The following is a 16144-nucleotide window of genomic DNA, read 5'->3' on the forward strand; positions in this document are numbered from 1 at the left end:
ATCCTTAAAATTCATGGAGTTTTCTATAAAATTTCCTGAATCCGGCGGCATGCTTAAAGCATAAAGTTTACTCAATAGGGGCTAGGTCATGACGACTCCTAATCCATCTTCAGAAAATATGCTGGAACGTCTGTTCAAACTGAGTGAAAACAAAACCAGTTTCCGTACAGAAGTTCTGGCAGGTGTAACCACGTTCCTGACAATGTGTTACATCATTATTGTTAATCCGATGATTTTATCCGAAACCGGGATGGATCATGGGGCTGTCTTTGTAGCCACCTGTCTTGCAGCCGCAATTGGCTGTCTGGTAATGGGGCTTATTGCCAATTATCCAATTGCACTTGCACCGGGTATGGGGCTGAATGCCTTCTTTACTTACTCAGTCTGTCTGGGAATGGGTGTGCCTTGGCAAACTGCATTAGGTGCAGTATTTGTATCTGGTCTGGTCTTCATTGCCATCAGTATGTTCAAAATACGTGAGGCGATTGTCAATGCCATTCCAATGTCACTCAAACTGGCGATTGGCGGTGGTATTGGCCTGTTCCTGGCCTTAGTTGCACTGAAAAATGCTGGCATTATTGTTGATAATCAAGCGACCTTGGTGGGTCTGGGTGATTTGAAACAGCCTACAGTTATGCTTGCGCTACTTGGTTTCCTGTTAGTGGTGGTAATGCATCACTTCAAAGTACGTGGTGCGATTATTATCAGTATTTTGGTAATCACTGCCATTTCTACTGCTTTAGGTTATAACCAGTTCCAGGGCGTAGTGGGTCAAATTCCTTCACTCGCACCAACCTTCCTGCAAATGGACTTTCAAGGTCTGTTTACAGCCAGTCTAATCGGTGTGATCTTCGTATTCTTCCTGGTCGATCTGTTTGACTCAACCGGTACACTGGTAGGTGTTTCACATCGTGCGGGTCTGCTGAAAGATGGTAAATTGCCGCGTCTGAAAAAAGCATTATTTGCCGATTCTTCTGCGATTGTTGCAGGTGCTGCTTTAGGTACTTCTTCAACTACACCTTATATTGAGTCATCAGCGGGTGTTGCAGCAGGTGGTCGTACCGGTCTGACTGCAGTTGTGGTTGGCTTGCTGTTCATTGCCTGCCTGTTCCTGGCTCCATTGGCTCAATCTGTACCAGGCTTTGCAACTGCACCAGCATTGCTATTTGTCGGTGTATTGATGATTCAGGGTATTGTTCATATTGAATGGGATGATATTACTGAAGCGGTTCCGGCGTTCCTGACCATTGTATTCATGCCATTTACGTATTCAATTGCAGATGGTATCGCAATGGGTTTTATCAGCTATGCGCTGATTAAACTGTTGACAGGTAAAGCGAAAACTGTTCCATACATGGTATGGATCATCGCAGTACTGTGGGCATTGAAGTTCTGGATGTTTGGCGGCTAATTTTTGTCGAATATCAAAAGGGTGTAAACTCAGTTTGCACCCTTTTTTATTTTTCTCAGGTTTAATCAGGAGTAGCGATGAACCGTCTTGAATTGATTCAGGCCTTGCCAAAGGCTGAGCTGCATGTGCATATCGAAGGTACCTTTGAACCTGAGTTAATGTTTGCAATTGCACAGCGTAATGAAATTAGCATTCCTTATAAATCGGTTGAGGAAGTAAAGCAGGCTTATAATTTCCATAATCTGCAATCTTTCCTAGATATCTACTACGCGGGCGCCAATGTTCTGATTCATGAACAGGACTTTTATGATCTGGCCTGGGCGTATTTTGAAAAATGCGCAGATGACAATGTCGTGCATACTGAAATGTTCTTTGATCCGCAAACCCACACCGATCGTGGTATTGCTTTTGAAACCGTGATCAATGGCTTGCAGAGAGCCTGTGATGATGCGAAAGCTAAATTAGGCATTACTTCACATCTGATCATGTGTTTCCTACGTCATCTTAGTGAAGAAGCAGCATTTGAGACATTAGAGCAAGCACTGCCTTATAAAGATCAAATCATTGGAGTAGGGTTGGATTCAAGTGAAGTCGGGCATCCACCGTCTAAGTTTGAACGTGTTTTCGCTAAAGCACGTGAAGCCGGTTTTCTAGTGGTTGCACATGCGGGTGAAGAAGGTCCGGCAGAATATGTCTGGGAAGCTTTGGATTTATTAAAAGTAAACCGTATTGATCATGGGGTACGTTCTGAGGAAGATCCAGAATTGATGCAGCGTTTGATTGCAGAGAAGATGCCGCTTACAGTATGTCCACTTTCAAACCTGAAACTGTGTGTGGTAGATGATATGCAGCAGCATAATATCCGTCGCCTGTTGCAGCACGGCGTGCATGTCACAGTGAATTCAGATGATCCATCGTATTTCGGTGGTTATATGAATGACAATTTCATTGCCATTGCTGAAGCTTTGGACCTAAGCAATGATGAGCTAAAACAGCTGGCGATCAATTCTTTTGAAGCTTCATTTATTTCTGATGCTGAAAAACAGAAATGGATCAGCCTGATTCAGGCACTCGTTTAAAATATCATTCCAGTAAATTTGTTAGCCCAAAGAGGGTGGAGTTCGCTCTGCCTTTTTATTTAATCTGATCTGTGAACCAAAGATGAAATTAAAATTCCTGTGGCCTGTTCTGGCTGTTAGCTTAATCAATCCTGCTTGTGCAGATACCTCAATGACTCAGAAAGCCCTGAAACCTCTGATTGAATATCAGTGTGGCCAAGAGCTGAAAGATTCCAAAGTCTGGAAAATGGGTACTTATTTCATGGCTGAAGCCAATAAACAGCATTTACAGCAAAAAGTATGTGGCTGTGTAGGTGAGCATGCCTTGGAAGGTGTTCCGGCTAAAACCCTGTTAAAAGCAACCGTTGATGAAGAAACTAAAAAAGAGCTGACCCGTAAAGCAATTGCCAATAGCTTAAAAGGCTGTATGGGCGAGTTTATCAATTAAGGATTTTTGGGTGCTGGCTTATTCAGGCCTTACCCTTAAATTAATAGTGAGTCTTCTTTCCTGTGATGGCTGTGAATCTGGCTGTGCGTAGATTAGACATCATGGCGCATTTTTAGATTTCTTATTGCGATAAACTTCGGCACAATAGCCGCATATTTTAAAAGCTGAAAAAAGGATAAAATCCGTGAAAAAATTATTGGCTGTTGTTGCTCCATTAGCACTTGTTCTTTCTGCCTGCGTAGCACCACAAGGTACGGGTACAACCACTCAAGCAAGTACAGGTCAGCAGCTCGGTTCTGCAGCCATTAAAATTGCCATCAATGCAAAATGTGTCACTGAACTGAACAATATTCCGGCTTGGCAAACTGCAACACGTTTAATGACAGAAACACAAAAACAGAATATCCAGTCTGAAATTTGTGGTTGCGTGAGTGAAAAAGCACCACAAAACGTGACTGCGGTAGATTTGGCGACTGCAGCAATTGACCCAGCAGCACGTGCAACTATTGTAGACAATGTCGTTGCAAATACTATTAACGCTTGCGTGGCTGAAGCGGTAAACTAAGTCAAAATCAAATTTGAATAGGCTGACTGGTTCAGCCTATTTTTTATGGGAAATAAAATGAATATTGCTGGTGTAGATGAAGCAGGGCGTGGGCCATTAGTGGGATCGGTGGTCGCTGCGGCTGTGATATTGGATCCGAATAACCCGATTGAAGGCTTAAATGATTCCAAGAAGCTAAGCGAGAAGAAGCGCGAAAAACTTTTTATTGAGATTCAGGAAAAAGCACTGGCTTGGGCCATCGCTGAAGCCTCTGCGGCAGAAATCGACGAGCATAATATTTTGCAGGCCTCTTTGCTGGCAATGCGCCGCGCTGTGGAAGCATTAAGCATTCAGCCGGAACATGTACTGGTCGATGGCAACAAGATTCCTCACGGCCTTGCGATGAGCTGTGATGCGGTTGTAGGTGGGGATGCCTTGCATCCTGAAATCTCGGCAGCCAGTATTCTGGCCAAAGTGACCCGGGATCGCCAGATGGTGGAGATGGATCAGAAGTATCCGCAATTTGGCTTTGCCAAGCATAAGGGTTATCCGACCAAAGCACATTTTGAAGCGATAGCGTTACATGGGGTAATTGATGAGCACCGTCGTAGTTTTGGACCGGTGAAAAAAGTGCTGGCAGCGTTACTTGATCAGCAGCAGGCGGGATAAAGTCTGATTATTTTGCTATGCAGTTGAAAATTAGGCAAATTAAAAGCGGCTTAAAAGCCGCCTTTATATTCATACAAAATTAACGGTTAAAGTTATTTTGTGTCTGGTTATCATCTTCATAAGAAGAAGGTTGATAATCCTGGTCAATATGCTGAAGATGTTCATGCATTGCACGTTCATGCTGGATACGCTGGTAAATCTCTTCACGGTGTACAGAGACTTCTTTCGGAGCATTTACCCCAATACGAACCTGGTTGCCTTTTACGCCAAGTACAGTCACGCTGACTTGGTCTCCGATCATTAAAGTTTCCCCGACGCGTCGAGTCAAAATCAGCATGTTTCTCTCCTTGCAAAATGCAAAACCTGCAATCTATTGAATGTAATAAAAAAACACAACCTAAAATTATATAATTAAAGTTTGAATAGAAAGTCCTGTCCATGAAATGAAGAGGTTAACTATCCAGACTGTTGAAAATCCTTAGGCTTAATATAACAGAGCCACTATAAAAAAAACTATAGTGGCCCTGCATTTTTGTAGAGATTTAACGAAATACTGTCAGACAATGACGGTATTTTGTAGTTCTTTTAAGCGCGTGCGCTAGATTCACCATGTTCACGGTCTAAACCGAACGCAGTGTGAAGTGAGCGAACTGCAAGCTCAAGATAATTCTCTTCGATAATTACTGAAATCTTGATTTCAGAAGTAGAAATCATCAGGATGTTGATGCCTTCATCAGCAAGGGCAGTGAACATTTTGCTCGCTACACCAGCGTGAGAACGCATACCTACACCTACGATCGACACTTTTACGATGTCATCACGAGTTGCAACTTCACGTGCGCCAATCGCTTGAGCAGTTTCTTCAAGGATTTTTTTGGCTTTAGCGAGTTCACTGCGGTTTACAGTAAACGTGAAATCAGTTGTACCATCTTCTTCAACGTTCTGGATAATCATATCCACTTCGATATTGGCATCACCAATTGGTTTAAGAATTTTAGATGCAATACCTGGCTCATCTGGAACACCCAGAATAGTCAGTTTAGCTTCGTCGCGGTTGAACGCGATACCAGAGATAATTGGCTGTTCCATATTGTCTTCCAGTTCAGTAGTAATAAGAGTTCCGACGTTGTTTTTGAAGTCTTCGTCAAATGCGCCATCATTGTCATTATCGAAGCTTGAGAGTACGCGTAAAGGCACTTGGTACTTGCCTGCAAATTCTACAGAGCGAATTTGAAGAACTTTAGAACCTAAAGATGCCATTTCCAGCATTTCTTCGAAAGAGATACGGTCTACTTTTTTCGCTTTAGGAGCAACACGAGGGTCAGTCGTATATACGCCATCAACGTCTGTGTAAATCTGACATTCATCCGCTTTAAGCGCTGCAGCAAGTGCAACACCTGAAGTATCAGAACCACCACGACCTAAAGTTGTGGTATTGCCATCAGCATCAAAGCCCTGGAAGCCCGCAACCACAATCACGCGGCCCGCATCCAGGTTTTCAGTCAATACATCAGTATCAATAGATTCAATACGTGCTTTGGTGAATGCGCTGTCAGTTTTAATACCAACCTGGCGACCAGTTAAAGATTTAGCTTCAACGCCAATTGAATTCAGCGCCATAGCTAACATGGAAATCGTTACCTGTTCACCCGTAGAAACCATTTGGTCAAGTTCACGTGGGTCAGGGGTTTCGGTAATGGCTTTCGCGAGAGCAAGCAAGCGGTTGGTTTCACCACTCATAGCAGATACGACTACAACCACCTTGTGGCCATAGTCATGCCAGCGCTTCACACGACGAGCAACATTGAGAATGCGCTCGGGAGTACCCATTGAGGTACCGCCATATTTTTGAACGATTAATGCCATAGTTGTTCCATATAAACCATGACCCTGATTTTCCGATCAGGGTCAGTTACACAAAATGAAGTTTTTATTTTGCTTCAAGCCAAGCTGCTAAATCAGCCATCACCGGAGCAAACTTCTCGTTAAGTGGCGCGCCACCTTGTGCCAAGTCAGGTTTACCACCACCTTTACCACCTAGCTCAGTTGCCAAGTGTTTGATGATGTCACCCGCTTTAATAGAAGCAGTAAAGTCTTTAGCTACAGATGCAATCAAGCTAACCTTGTCACCCTCTACACCTGCAAGAACAATGACTGCATTTTCTAATTTTGATTTCACACCATCGTGCAGGTTACGTAGTGCTTTCGCATCCATACCCTGAACAGTCGTGATTAATGTTTTACGACCAGCAAGCTCTTGAACCTGGCTTAAAAGTTCACCGGCTTGTAGGCTTGCCAATTTTTGATTCAGCTGTTCAATCTGTTTTTGCAATTGATGCGCAGTGTCCACCACAGCTTCAACTTTTTCGACTGTTTGATGGTTCTGTGCTTTTAACAAACCATTGATATATTGAACATCACGATCGACTTTCTGTACGGCTTCAACCGCTTTAGTACCGGTTACGGCTTCAATACGACGTACACCTGCTGCGACACCACCTTCAGAAGTGATTTTGAACAGACCGATGTCACCTGTACGTTTCACGTGAATACCGCCACACAGCTCGATTGAGAAGTTTTTTTCGTCAATCACTGAACCCATAGACAATACGCGAACTTCTTCACCGTATTTCTCACCGAACAGCATCATCGCACCTTTGGCTTTCGCAGATTCGATGTCGAGCAGTTCAGTGGTAACAGGCGTGTTGGCAATCACTTCGGCATTTACCAGACGTTCAATTTCTTGCAGTTGCTCAAACGTTACAGGCTGATCGTTAGCAAAGTCGAAACGTAATACGTCAGACGCAACCAATGAACCTTTTTGTTGTACGTGTGAACCCAGGATTTGACGTAGGGCAGCGTGTAGCAAGTGAGTTGCAGAGTGGTTACATGCAGTTGCGGCACGAATGTCGGCTTTAACCGTTGCTTCCACGTTTTGAGTAACTTTCAAGTTACCCATAGTCACGATACCTTGGTGAACGAATGCACCGCCAGATTTTTTGGTATCTTGAACTTCAAAGATACCTGTATCGTTTTTGAAGAGCCCTGTATCACCGATCTGACCACCGCTTTCTGCATAGAAAGGAGTTTGGTTCAGAACAATCAGTGCTTCGTCGCCTTCAACCACTTCGTCAACTTGCTCGCCATCTTTGTAGATTGCGATGATTTGACCTTCGCCTGCTGTTGCGTCATAACCTTCAAACTGAGTTTCGCCTTCAACTTTAACAACGCTGTTATAGTCGATTGCGAATTTACCTGCATCACGTGCACGTTGACGTTGAGCCGCCATTTCTTTTTCAAAGCCAGCTTCGTCAATGGTTAAATCACGTTCACGTGCGATATCTGCTGTAAGGTCAGTTGGGAAGCCATAAGTGTCATAAAGTTTGAATACGATTTCACCTGGAATCACAGAACCTTTCAGATTTGACAATTCGCCTTCAAGCAATTTCAGACCTTGCTCAAGTGTTTTAGCAAACTGTTCTTCTTCTTTCAGCAAAGCGGCTTCGATACGTGCTTTGTTTGCTTCAAGTTCAGGATAAGCTGCGCCCATCACATCAATTAAAGGCTGAAGCATTTTGTGGAAGAATGAACCAGTCGCACCCAGTTTGTTACCATGACGAACTGCACGGCGGATGATACGACGCAATACATAACCACGACCTTCATTCGAAGGGTTCACACCATCCGCAATCAGGAAGCAGCATGAACGTGCATGGTCAGCCACAACTTTAAGTGAAGCAGGGTATTCAACCGGTTTGTTTTCAGCTTGTGCTTTCGCGTCAATATCTGAAGTATCTAGACCGATAATTTCAGCAGCAGCTTTTAACAGGTTTTGGAACAGGTCGATTTCATAGTTAGAGTTGACATGTTGCAGAACCGCAGAAATACGCTCAAGGCCCATACCGGTATCAACAGAAGGTGCTGGAAGAGGGTGCAGGACGCCATCCGCAGTACGGTTGAACTGCATGAATACGTTGTTCCAGATTTCGATGAAACGGTCGCCATCTTCTTCAGGTGTACCAGGCAGGCCACCCCAAATGTGCTCACCGTGATCATAGAAGATTTCAGAACATGGACCACAAGGACCAGTATCGCCCATTGCCCAGAAATTGTCTGATGCGTATTTTTCGCCTTTGTTATCACCAATGCGGATAATACGGCTGGCATCTAGACCAACTTCTTTATTCCAGATGTCAAACGCTTCGTCATCAGTGTGATACACAGTTACGTACAATTTGTCTTTAGGCAGTGCCAGCCATTTGTCGCCGGTCAGGAATTCCCAGGCAAATTTAATCGCATCACGTTTGAAGTAATCACCAAACGAGAAGTTACCCAGCATTTCAAAGAATGTGTGGTGACGAGCTGTGTAGCCAACGTTATCTAAGTCGTTGTGTTTACCACCTGCACGTACACATTTCTGTGAAGATGTTGCACGAACATAATCACGTTTTTCTAGACCCAGGAAGCAGTCTTTAAACTGGTTCATACCAGCATTGGTAAACAATAATGTTGGGTCGTTGGCAGGAACCAGAGAACTCGACGCGACACGTGTATGCCCTTGCGATTCAAAGTAGCTTAAAAAAGCTTCGCGAATTTCAGCTGATGTCATAAAACGAGTACTCACAACCAAGTCACTCCATAATTTCCGATTTGGCTAAAAACATCACAGTCTGACAAGAAGGTTGGTTCTCTGCTGCAATGCGGGGCTTAAATATTTAAAAACGCCAAATTATAACGGAAAATGCCTGTTCAACCAATGATTTTCATATTTATAGATCATAAAACTATAAGGAATGAATATTAGAAAAATCAGAAAAATGCCCTGCAAAATCAAAAGCTATTGTCATTACAGCAATTTATTTTAATTCTCGCTGATAGAAAGACTGGATTACTTCAAGCAAAGCATGAATTTTTCGATGAAATATTGGACATTCTGTGTAATTTTTAGTGGATTTAGCTGAATAGTTATCAGTCAGCTGGATAATTCCATTAATATAGGCGCACAAAGTTTTATGCCGCAGTAGGGAACGTCGATGCAACGTATCGCAATTAATGGTTTTGGACGAATCGGACGCAATGTGTTGCGTGCATGGTTTGAAAATCCGAAAGATTTTAATTTTGACATCGTTGCCATTAATGACGTTGCCGACGTTGAAACCTTATTGCATTTATTTAAATATGATTCTACTCATGGCCGTTTCCCGGGGCAGGTTGATCTGACTTATGAAGATGAGTATGCCTACCTGCATGTCACTTATCGCGATGCTTATCAGAAAGTTCAGGTGTTAAGACAGGCGAATCCGGTGGAAATGCCATGGCATGAACTGAATATTGATGTGGTATTGGAATGTACCGGCTTATTCCGTTCGCGTGAGGCTGCGACTCAGCATATTACTGCCGGGGCAAAACGGGTGATTATCGGCGCTGCACCGTTTGATACGGTGGATGCTGCAATTGTCTATGGCGTCAACCATCGTGATGTCAAAGAAAGTGACCAGATTATTTCTAGCGTGTCTTGTACTACGCAGGCATTGGTACCGCTAGTCAAAATCATTGATGATGCCTTTGGGATTGAGACTGCACTGATGACTGAAATTCATGCGGTGACTGCGGATCAGTCAGTACTGGATCATGCCCATCGTGATTTAAGACGTGCCCGTGCTTCCGGGCAAAATATTATTCCAACCACATCTTCAGCTTTGGGTGCTTTAAAACGCGTAATGCCGAAGATGGAGAACCGGATTGATGGTTATTCGATTCGCGTGCCAACCATTAATGTCGCAGCAATTGATCTGACTTTTATTTCTCAGTCACCCATTACTGATCATCAGTTAAATGAAGTATTAATTAACGCTGCACGTCAGGATTTTGCTGAAATCATGTCTGTGACAGATGAGCCTTTGGTCTCTAGCGATTTTAATCATTCGCCTTATTCATTGATTGTGGATCTGACCCAAACCCTGGTAGTGGGGCATCAGGCTAAAGTATTTGCCTGGTATGATAATGAATGGGGTTATGCCAACCGTTTGCTGGATCTCTGTGAATCCTTTTATACAGATTAAGCTATTTTGAAAGCATCCTAAATAGGGTGCTTTTTTATGCAAAATTAAAAAATTAGAAGAAAATGAATAAGAACTTGAACGTAATTGATCGAAAAGCTCTGGATTTATGCCGAATATTTCTGTGATCTGGATATTTTTTCGTTAAGATAAAGATAATTAAATGGAATAAGAGCAAGCACATGATGTTGATCTGGGGATTTATTATATTACTGACCTTGGCTGTGATTTTTTTGATCTGGCTGCAATTTAATAATAATGAGAGTTCACAAAATGTGGAAGGCGTGCCAGTTGAGGAAAAAGTGGCACATCTGGAAGAAAATTTAAAAAAGACCTTGGAAATTATGCAGGATCTGGCGAAAAAGATGCATGTGCAGCAGGAAGTACTGGATCAGACTACAGCCAAACTGCAAAAAGTTGAACTGCAAAATGCAGAACTGGTAAATCTGCTCGCTAAAGTAGTAGAACCAAAGTCATAAGACCTTTTTATGCTGGCCTAGCCTTATATAAAGGATTTAAACCAGTAACGTTCTTAAAATAACTGCCGACGCCATGCTAATCAAAATGGTCGGCAGCATGCCAAAGCGTGATGCAACGAATAGTGTCACCATTATAGCGATCAGATCAGCTGGATCATCTCGTAAAAAATATGGGGTGATCATCGAAATCAGTACACAACCGGAATCACTTCCAGAATTTTACGCTGACGTTTGCTCAAAGTTTTATTTTTGAGTAGGACATAGCCAAGTATCCGAGTGCAGTAAGTCGTTAGCGCCACCAATAAGATGGCGATAAAAGTGCTCATCTGGATCATGCTTCATTCTCCTGAATGAGCCAGAAGGCAGAGGCAATGCCTGCAAGCGCACCAATCAGCACATACCAGTTTCCCGGTAGATAGCTATAAGCCAGTGCAGCACAAATACAACTGATTAGCCAAGGTCTGGCTTCAATAAAGCCTTTCCACATACCTTTCAGTAAGACCAGCATAATGGCGAGGAAAGCCATATCAAAACCAAAACGGTTAATGTCTACTAGCATAGGTCCAAGCAGTGCACCGAGCGTCGTAAACCCGACCCATGCCAGATAAAGAACAATACATAGCCCGGCATAATAAGGCAGACTAAAAGCATATCGATAACCAAACTGTGCCAGTCGACGCTGTGCATCGGTCAGGCTTAAGGCCCAGCTTTCATCGACCATAAAAAATAATGCCGGAAAGACTTTTCGATTTGGAAGATGTCTTAAATAAGGCACCAGACTGGCACCGAGCAGAATATAGCGGCTGTTAATGAGAAAACTAATAAAGATTAAGGTAAGCAGATGCGGTGGATCAGTCCAGTCTTCTAAAACTGCAAACTCGGAACCGCCAGCAAAGTTCAGCCCGGTCAGTAAAGGCACTTCAAGCAGGCTAAAATTTTTTTGTGCTGCTGTTGCACCCAAGACCAGCGCCAGGGGAATTACACCCAATAATAAAGGCATGCAGTCTTTCACACCACGCTGAAACTCACTCAGAGGAGTAGCATCAGAAGGCGTAATACGTGGCTGGAAGGGAGGCATGAGATGATCGGGTTTTATTCTAGAAGGAGAAAGAAAGTTTATAAGAAATATAGGAGTCTTTGCAGTGCCTTTAAACTCTACCAGAATGATGCTGTTTTCTTGGTCATTTAAGGCTGCACATTAGGTTTTTGTATAGGATTATTTTTAAGCATCTAGTACTGATATTTTATAAATTCTTACCCTTGGATAGATGAGGATTGAATCAAGAATAAGTTTTTCGTCATTGTTTTGGTTAGGGAAATATATTAGAAAATCAAGTTGATATGTTGGTTATTGAATTTTATTCAGCCTATCTTCTCTTAATAAGAAAGAGATGATTTGGTTTATCTATCTAAGTCCTTTGTTCAGTCAGAGAAAATTATCAAAATTGCGATGCACAGCCTAAACGATCGTGCTAGACTAGGAGAAATCGGGTGTGCTCCCGATTTTTTTATGCGGTTTATTCCGCGCTGACAAGAATTTAGGTTTACAACATGCCCATTTCAGAGACATGGTTATTACCTGATGGTGTAGCTGATGTATTACCAGAACAAGCGCAAGTCATCGAAAGCCTGCGCCGTCAATCACTGGATTTCCTCGCATCTCGAGGTTATCAGCTGGTGTACACGCCATTTATTGAATACATTGAATCTCTATCTTCTCTCTCAGAATCGAATCAGGATTTAGACTTAGCCACTTTTAAAGTGATCGACCAGTTGTCTGGCCGTTTGCTTGGTGTGCGTGCCGATATGACACCACAAGTGGCTCGTATCGATGCGCATGTACATCCAGTGGAAGGTGTGGCTCGTTATTGTTATGCGGGTACGGTTTTACATACGAAACCTCAAGGATTTAATACCACACGTGCACCATTGCAGTTAGGTGCAGAATTATTTGGTTCAGACAGCATTGACGCTGACGTGGAAATGGTTGACTTGATGATCAGCCTGATTCAGGAAGCGGGTCTGGCCGACGGCGTCCACCTTGATTTAGGTCATGTTGGTCTGTTCCGTAGTCTGATTGCACAAGCGGGTTTAAGTAAAGCAACCGAACGCCAACTGTCTGATCTGTATCAACGTAAAGCATTGCCGGAACTGGCTGAATTTACTGCAAATCTTAAGTTTGGTTCAGACTTCTATACGCTTGGCCGCTTTGCAAGTGACCTGGATGCCTTAAAAACGAATTTAAGTGCTGAAGTATTAGAAAATCCAGCCTTCAAACAAGCATTTGATGCACTGCAAACCACCAAAAATGAAGTTCAGGTGCGCTGGCCGAATCTGCATATTGGGATTGATGTCGTCGAGTTACGTTCATACCATTATCACACCGGCCTGATGTATGCAGTTTATGCACCAAACCGTGCTGCGGCACTGGCACAAGGTGGCCGTTATGATGGCATTGGTGAGCATTTTGGTCGTGCACGTCCGGCAACTGGTTTCTCTTGTGACTTATATGCTTTAAGTGCAGGTAAGTTTGCTACAGCTAAAGTTGTGGTAGCACCAAAGGGTACAGATGCTGCGCTATTAAATGCGATTCAGGCAACCCGTGCACAAGGCTTAAGTGTAATTCAGTTATTAGGTAATGATGATTTAAACTCAGTACCGTATGCAACTCACCAGCTGGTGAATGTGGACGGTGAGTGGACTATCAAAACGATTTAATCGCTTTAATTGTTTTACTCAGTGTTCATGTCGCTGAGTGGGACTTTCAACTTTAACAGCATGATGTAATGAGGCTATTATGGGCAAGAATGTTGTGGTACTTGGTACCCAATGGGGCGACGAAGGTAAGGGTAAAATCGTCGACCTGCTCACAGATCAAGCGGCTGCAGTAGTTCGTTATCAAGGCGGACATAACGCAGGTCATACTCTCGTGGTTGGTGGTAAGAAAACTGTATTACACCTCATTCCATCAGGTATTTTACGTGAAAACGTATTGTGCTTAATTGGTAATGGTGTGGTTCTTTCACCTGAAGCGCTCATCAAAGAGATGGATATTCTTGAAAAAGAAGGCGTGCCAGTACGTGAACGTCTACGCATTTCTCCAAACTGTCCATTGATTCTTCCACACCACATCGCACTTGACCAAGCTCGTGAGAAAAAACGTGGTAATGCGAAAATTGGTACAACTGGTCGTGGGATTGGTCCTGCTTATGAAGATAAAGTGGCACGTCGTGCAATCCGTGTTGCTGACCTGGTACGTGGTGGCGAACATCTGAAAGCTCAGCTTGAAGAATTGCTTGAATACCACAACTTCCAATTGACTCAATTCTTCGGTGTTGAAGCAGTTAAAGTTGAAGACGTACTTGCGCTTTGCGACGAATGGCGCAAAGTGATTGAGCCTATGGTTATGGACGTGACTGGTGAACTTCACGCTTACCGTAAAGCTGGCAAGAAAATCATGTTCGAAGGTGCACAAGGTTCATTGCTTGACGTTGACCACGGTACATATCCGTACGTGACTTCTTCAAACACGACTGCTGGTGGCGTAAGCTCAGGTTCAGGTCTTGGTCCATTACACCTTGACTACGTTCTTGGTATTACTAAAGCGTATACTACTCGTGTAGGTTCAGGTCCATTCCCAACTGAGTTGGTGTATGACGCTGCAACAGATACAGGTGATGCAATTGGTAAACACCTGGGTACTGTAGGTTCAGAATTTGGTGCGTCTACTGGCCGTCAACGTCGTTGTGGCTGGTTCGATGCTGAAATCCTGCGTCGTTCAGTAGAAGTGAACTCACTGTCTGGTATTTGCTTGACTAAACTTGACGTTCTTGACGGTTTGGAAGAAGTGAAAATCTGTGTAGGTTACGAAGCTGCTGATTCTGGCTGTGTTGGTTCTTCTGATGCGCTTGCATTTGAAACTTTAAAACCAATTTACGAGACTATGCCAGGCTGGAAAGAATCTACTTTCGGTGCGAAATCACTAGATCAATTGCCACAAGCGGCAATTAACTATGTGAAACGTCTTGAACAATTGATTGAATGTCCAATCGACATCATTTCAACTGGTCCAGACCGTGAAGAAACCATTATTCTTCGCCATCCGTTTGATGCTTAATCCTTTGAGCTAAAAATGATAAAAACCCTGTGATTTCACAGGGTTTTTTTATAACGTATCGAGTAAGGAATACGGGCGCACGACTAAAGTTGCATCACAGAGTGATGTGTAATGCTGCTGTGCTTGTTAGAATAAATATTAAAGAAATTATAAGAGCTTGCAGGATGCAAAAAAATATCTCGGCAACCATGTTCTATTCGTTGCTGTTTGCCATGGGCGGGGCGCCCACCATTGCCATGCTGATTATTCGTGCTCAAACCAGTAATCCTGAAATTATCTATAATGCGCTGGTGGGCTTAAGTGTCATTATTGCCTGCATATTGGTGCCAATGATCCTGATCCAGAACGCTATCCTGTTTGCCAAGCGCAAAAGTGAAAGTCTGGAGTTGAAGATCCAACCTTTGAGCCAGTTTTATCTGGTTTTAAATGTACTTTGTCTAATTTATTGGCTTGGCATACAATTCATCACCTGAAATATTACATAAATGCTAAAAAGATGAAGTAATTACACGTTTCAGCTATAGCGATGTTTCAATTATAATTTTTAACAAGTATTGTGCCTTGAAACTGGGGTGGAGAATCTATAATGAAAAATAATTTTTTGTTCAGCATGTGTGCGGCCACAGTCGTCACTTTATCAGGTTGTACCACTGTCGCTGATATAGCGGGCGCGGATACATCAACCTTAAACGCTGTAGCGACACAAGGCTTTAACAAGACCGTTCAGGAAGCACGTGCTGCCAATACACTGGATACGTCTTCTGTTACCTATAAGCGTATCAACACCGTATTTAACAAATTGCGTCCTTATGCAGACCAACTAAACCAGACAGGCACCCGATTTGACTGGCAGCTGGCTGTACTGAAGAGCGATCAGGTCAATGCTTATGTTGCACCAGGCGGTAAGGTAGTGTTCTATACAGGTATCGTCAATAAATTGAACTTAACTGATGCTGAAATTGCAGCAATTATGGGTCATGAAATGGTGCATGCGCTAGAAGAGCATTCTAAACAGAAGATTGGTGCTCAGGCACTGACTGACTTGGCTTTGGGCATTGGCCTGAGTGCGGCAGGTGTGGGTCAGGGTGGTGCAGCAGCTGCACAACTAGGCAGCCAGATTGGTATTGGTCTGCCATACTCACGTAATCTGGAAAGCCGTGCTGACCAAGGTGGCTTAATGTTGATGGCTCGTGCAGGTTATAACCCGAATGCTGCAATTACCCTGTGGGAAAAAATGAGTAAGCAAACCAGTAGTGGTGTCGCGTTCTTATCGACTCACCCATCAAGCAGCCAGCGTATTGCCGCAATGCGTCAAAATCTGCCAGCCGCAATGCAGATTTATAACCAACGTAAATAATT

Annotated in this window: 15 protein-coding genes and 1 pseudogene; 11 read left to right on the plus strand and 5 right to left on the minus strand. The window is 43.3% G+C overall.

Annotation, left to right across the window (positions count from 1 at the left end; all coding sequences use genetic code 11):
- Positions 1-88 precede the first annotated feature (88 nt).
- The 5 genes from C8322_RS04700 (at position 89) to rnhB (ending at position 4130) form a co-directional block, all read left to right on the plus strand.
- A complete protein-coding gene (locus C8322_RS04700) occupies positions 89-1411 on the plus strand; it encodes an NCS2 family permease (protein ID WP_004815389.1) in 1323 nt (440 codons plus the stop codon).
- Between the two features lie 77 nt (positions 1412-1488).
- A complete protein-coding gene (locus C8322_RS04705) occupies positions 1489-2490 on the plus strand; it encodes an adenosine deaminase (RefSeq protein WP_004815391.1) in 1002 nt (333 codons plus the stop codon).
- Between the two features lie 82 nt (positions 2491-2572).
- The gene (locus C8322_RS04710) at positions 2573-2917 is read left to right on the plus strand and encodes a hypothetical protein (RefSeq protein ID WP_004815392.1); all 345 of its coding nucleotides are present in this window, start codon (positions 2573-2575) and stop codon (positions 2915-2917) included.
- 184 nt (positions 2918-3101) lie between these two features.
- A complete protein-coding gene (locus C8322_RS04715) occupies positions 3102-3482 on the plus strand; it encodes a hypothetical protein (protein WP_004815394.1) in 381 nt (126 codons plus the stop codon).
- Positions 3483-3539: 57 nt separating this feature from the next.
- Positions 3540-4130, plus strand: coding sequence for a ribonuclease HII (rnhB, locus tag C8322_RS04720; RefSeq protein WP_004815396.1), 591 nt, complete (start codon positions 3540-3542; stop codon positions 4128-4130).
- Between the two features lie 79 nt (positions 4131-4209).
- On the opposite strand, the gene csrA is transcribed toward rnhB, so the two are convergent.
- The 3 genes from csrA to alaS all read right to left on the minus strand — a co-directional run bounded on the left by csrA (position 4210) and on the right by alaS (position 8754).
- Complete coding sequence (csrA, locus tag C8322_RS04725) at positions 4210-4467, minus strand: carbon storage regulator CsrA (RefSeq protein WP_004784202.1); 258 nt, start codon at positions 4465-4467, stop codon at positions 4210-4212.
- 248 nt (positions 4468-4715) lie between these two features.
- Entirely contained in the window at positions 4716-5996 is a 1281-nt protein-coding gene (locus tag C8322_RS04730; protein WP_004815398.1) for an aspartate kinase, read from the minus strand.
- A gap of 64 nt (positions 5997-6060) precedes the next feature.
- Positions 6061-8754, minus strand: a complete 2694-nt coding sequence (gene alaS, locus C8322_RS04735; RefSeq protein ID WP_171063230.1) for an alanine--tRNA ligase — start codon at positions 8752-8754, stop codon at positions 6061-6063.
- Positions 8755-9163: 409 nt separating this feature from the next.
- On the opposite strand from alaS, the gene C8322_RS04745 reads away from it, so the two are divergent.
- Positions 9164-10192, plus strand: coding sequence for a type I glyceraldehyde-3-phosphate dehydrogenase (locus C8322_RS04745; RefSeq protein ID WP_004815403.1), 1029 nt, complete (start codon positions 9164-9166; stop codon positions 10190-10192).
- A 179-nt stretch (positions 10193-10371) separates the two neighbouring features.
- Positions 10372-10668, plus strand: coding sequence for a hypothetical protein (locus C8322_RS04750; RefSeq protein WP_004815405.1), 297 nt, complete (start codon positions 10372-10374; stop codon positions 10666-10668).
- A 36-nt stretch (positions 10669-10704) separates the two neighbouring features.
- On the opposite strand, the pseudogene C8322_RS04755 reads toward C8322_RS04750, so the two are convergent.
- Positions 10705-11003, minus strand: a pseudogene (locus C8322_RS04755) (AzlD family protein).
- Positions 11000-11746, minus strand: coding sequence for an AzlC family ABC transporter permease (locus tag C8322_RS04760; protein ID WP_111810421.1), 747 nt, complete (start codon positions 11744-11746; stop codon positions 11000-11002). The pseudogene C8322_RS04755 and the gene C8322_RS04760 overlap by 4 nt, the downstream one beginning before the upstream one ends.
- Before the next feature lie 473 nt (positions 11747-12219).
- Here C8322_RS04760 and C8322_RS04765 point away from each other — a divergent pair, with 473 nt between their 5' ends.
- The 4 genes from C8322_RS04765 to C8322_RS04780 all read left to right on the plus strand — a co-directional run bounded on the left by C8322_RS04765 (position 12220) and on the right by C8322_RS04780 (position 16142).
- On the plus strand, positions 12220-13386 hold the full coding sequence (locus C8322_RS04765) for an ATP phosphoribosyltransferase regulatory subunit (RefSeq protein WP_004815411.1): 1167 nt from the start codon (positions 12220-12222) through the stop codon (positions 13384-13386).
- A gap of 79 nt (positions 13387-13465) precedes the next feature.
- Entirely contained in the window at positions 13466-14785 is a 1320-nt protein-coding gene (locus C8322_RS04770; protein WP_004784184.1) for an adenylosuccinate synthase, read from the plus strand.
- Positions 14786-14949: 164 nt separating this feature from the next.
- Positions 14950-15258 carry a hypothetical protein gene (locus C8322_RS04775; protein ID WP_004815415.1) on the plus strand — a complete coding sequence of 103 codons (309 nt, stop codon included), beginning with the start codon at positions 14950-14952 and terminating at the stop codon, positions 15256-15258.
- A 113-nt stretch (positions 15259-15371) separates the two neighbouring features.
- Positions 15372-16142 (plus strand): M48 family metallopeptidase, encoded by a 771-nt coding sequence (locus tag C8322_RS04780; RefSeq protein WP_004815416.1) that lies wholly within the window; start codon positions 15372-15374, stop codon positions 16140-16142.
- Positions 16143-16144: the final 2 nt, after the last annotated feature.

It is taken from the genome of Acinetobacter sp. SM1B (assembly GCF_003289665.1).
GTDB classification, from domain to species: Bacteria; Pseudomonadota; Gammaproteobacteria; order Pseudomonadales; family Moraxellaceae; genus Acinetobacter; species Acinetobacter schindleri.

Bases quoted from the DNA above. Each gene is read 5' to 3' on its own strand.
- C8322_RS04700 (WP_004815389.1), top strand. From the start codon at position 89: ATGACGACTCCTAATCCATCTTCAGAAAATATGCTGGAACGTCTGTTC.
- C8322_RS04705 (WP_004815391.1), top strand. From the start codon at position 1,489: ATGAACCGTCTTGAATTGATTCAGGCCTTGCCAAAGGCTGAGCTGCAT.
- C8322_RS04710 (WP_004815392.1), top strand. From the start codon at position 2,573: ATGAAATTAAAATTCCTGTGGCCTGTTCTGGCTGTTAGCTTAATCAAT.
- rnhB (WP_004815396.1), top strand. From the start codon at position 3,540: ATGAATATTGCTGGTGTAGATGAAGCAGGGCGTGGGCCATTAGTGGGA.
- csrA (WP_004784202.1), bottom strand. From the start codon at position 4,467: ATGCTGATTTTGACTCGACGCGTCGGGGAAACTTTAATGATCGGAGAC.
- C8322_RS04730 (WP_004815398.1), bottom strand. From the start codon at position 5,996: ATGGCATTAATCGTTCAAAAATATGGCGGTACCTCAATGGGTACTCCC.
- C8322_RS04745 (WP_004815403.1), top strand. From the start codon at position 9,164: ATGCAACGTATCGCAATTAATGGTTTTGGACGAATCGGACGCAATGTG.
- C8322_RS04750 (WP_004815405.1), top strand. From the start codon at position 10,372: ATGATGTTGATCTGGGGATTTATTATATTACTGACCTTGGCTGTGATT.
- C8322_RS04760 (WP_111810421.1), bottom strand. From the start codon at position 11,746: ATGCCTCCCTTCCAGCCACGTATTACGCCTTCTGATGCTACTCCTCTG.
- C8322_RS04765 (WP_004815411.1), top strand. From the start codon at position 12,220: ATGCCCATTTCAGAGACATGGTTATTACCTGATGGTGTAGCTGATGTA.
- C8322_RS04770 (WP_004784184.1), top strand. From the start codon at position 13,466: ATGGGCAAGAATGTTGTGGTACTTGGTACCCAATGGGGCGACGAAGGT.
- C8322_RS04775 (WP_004815415.1), top strand. From the start codon at position 14,950: ATGCAAAAAAATATCTCGGCAACCATGTTCTATTCGTTGCTGTTTGCC.
- C8322_RS04780 (WP_004815416.1), top strand. From the start codon at position 15,372: ATGAAAAATAATTTTTTGTTCAGCATGTGTGCGGCCACAGTCGTCACT.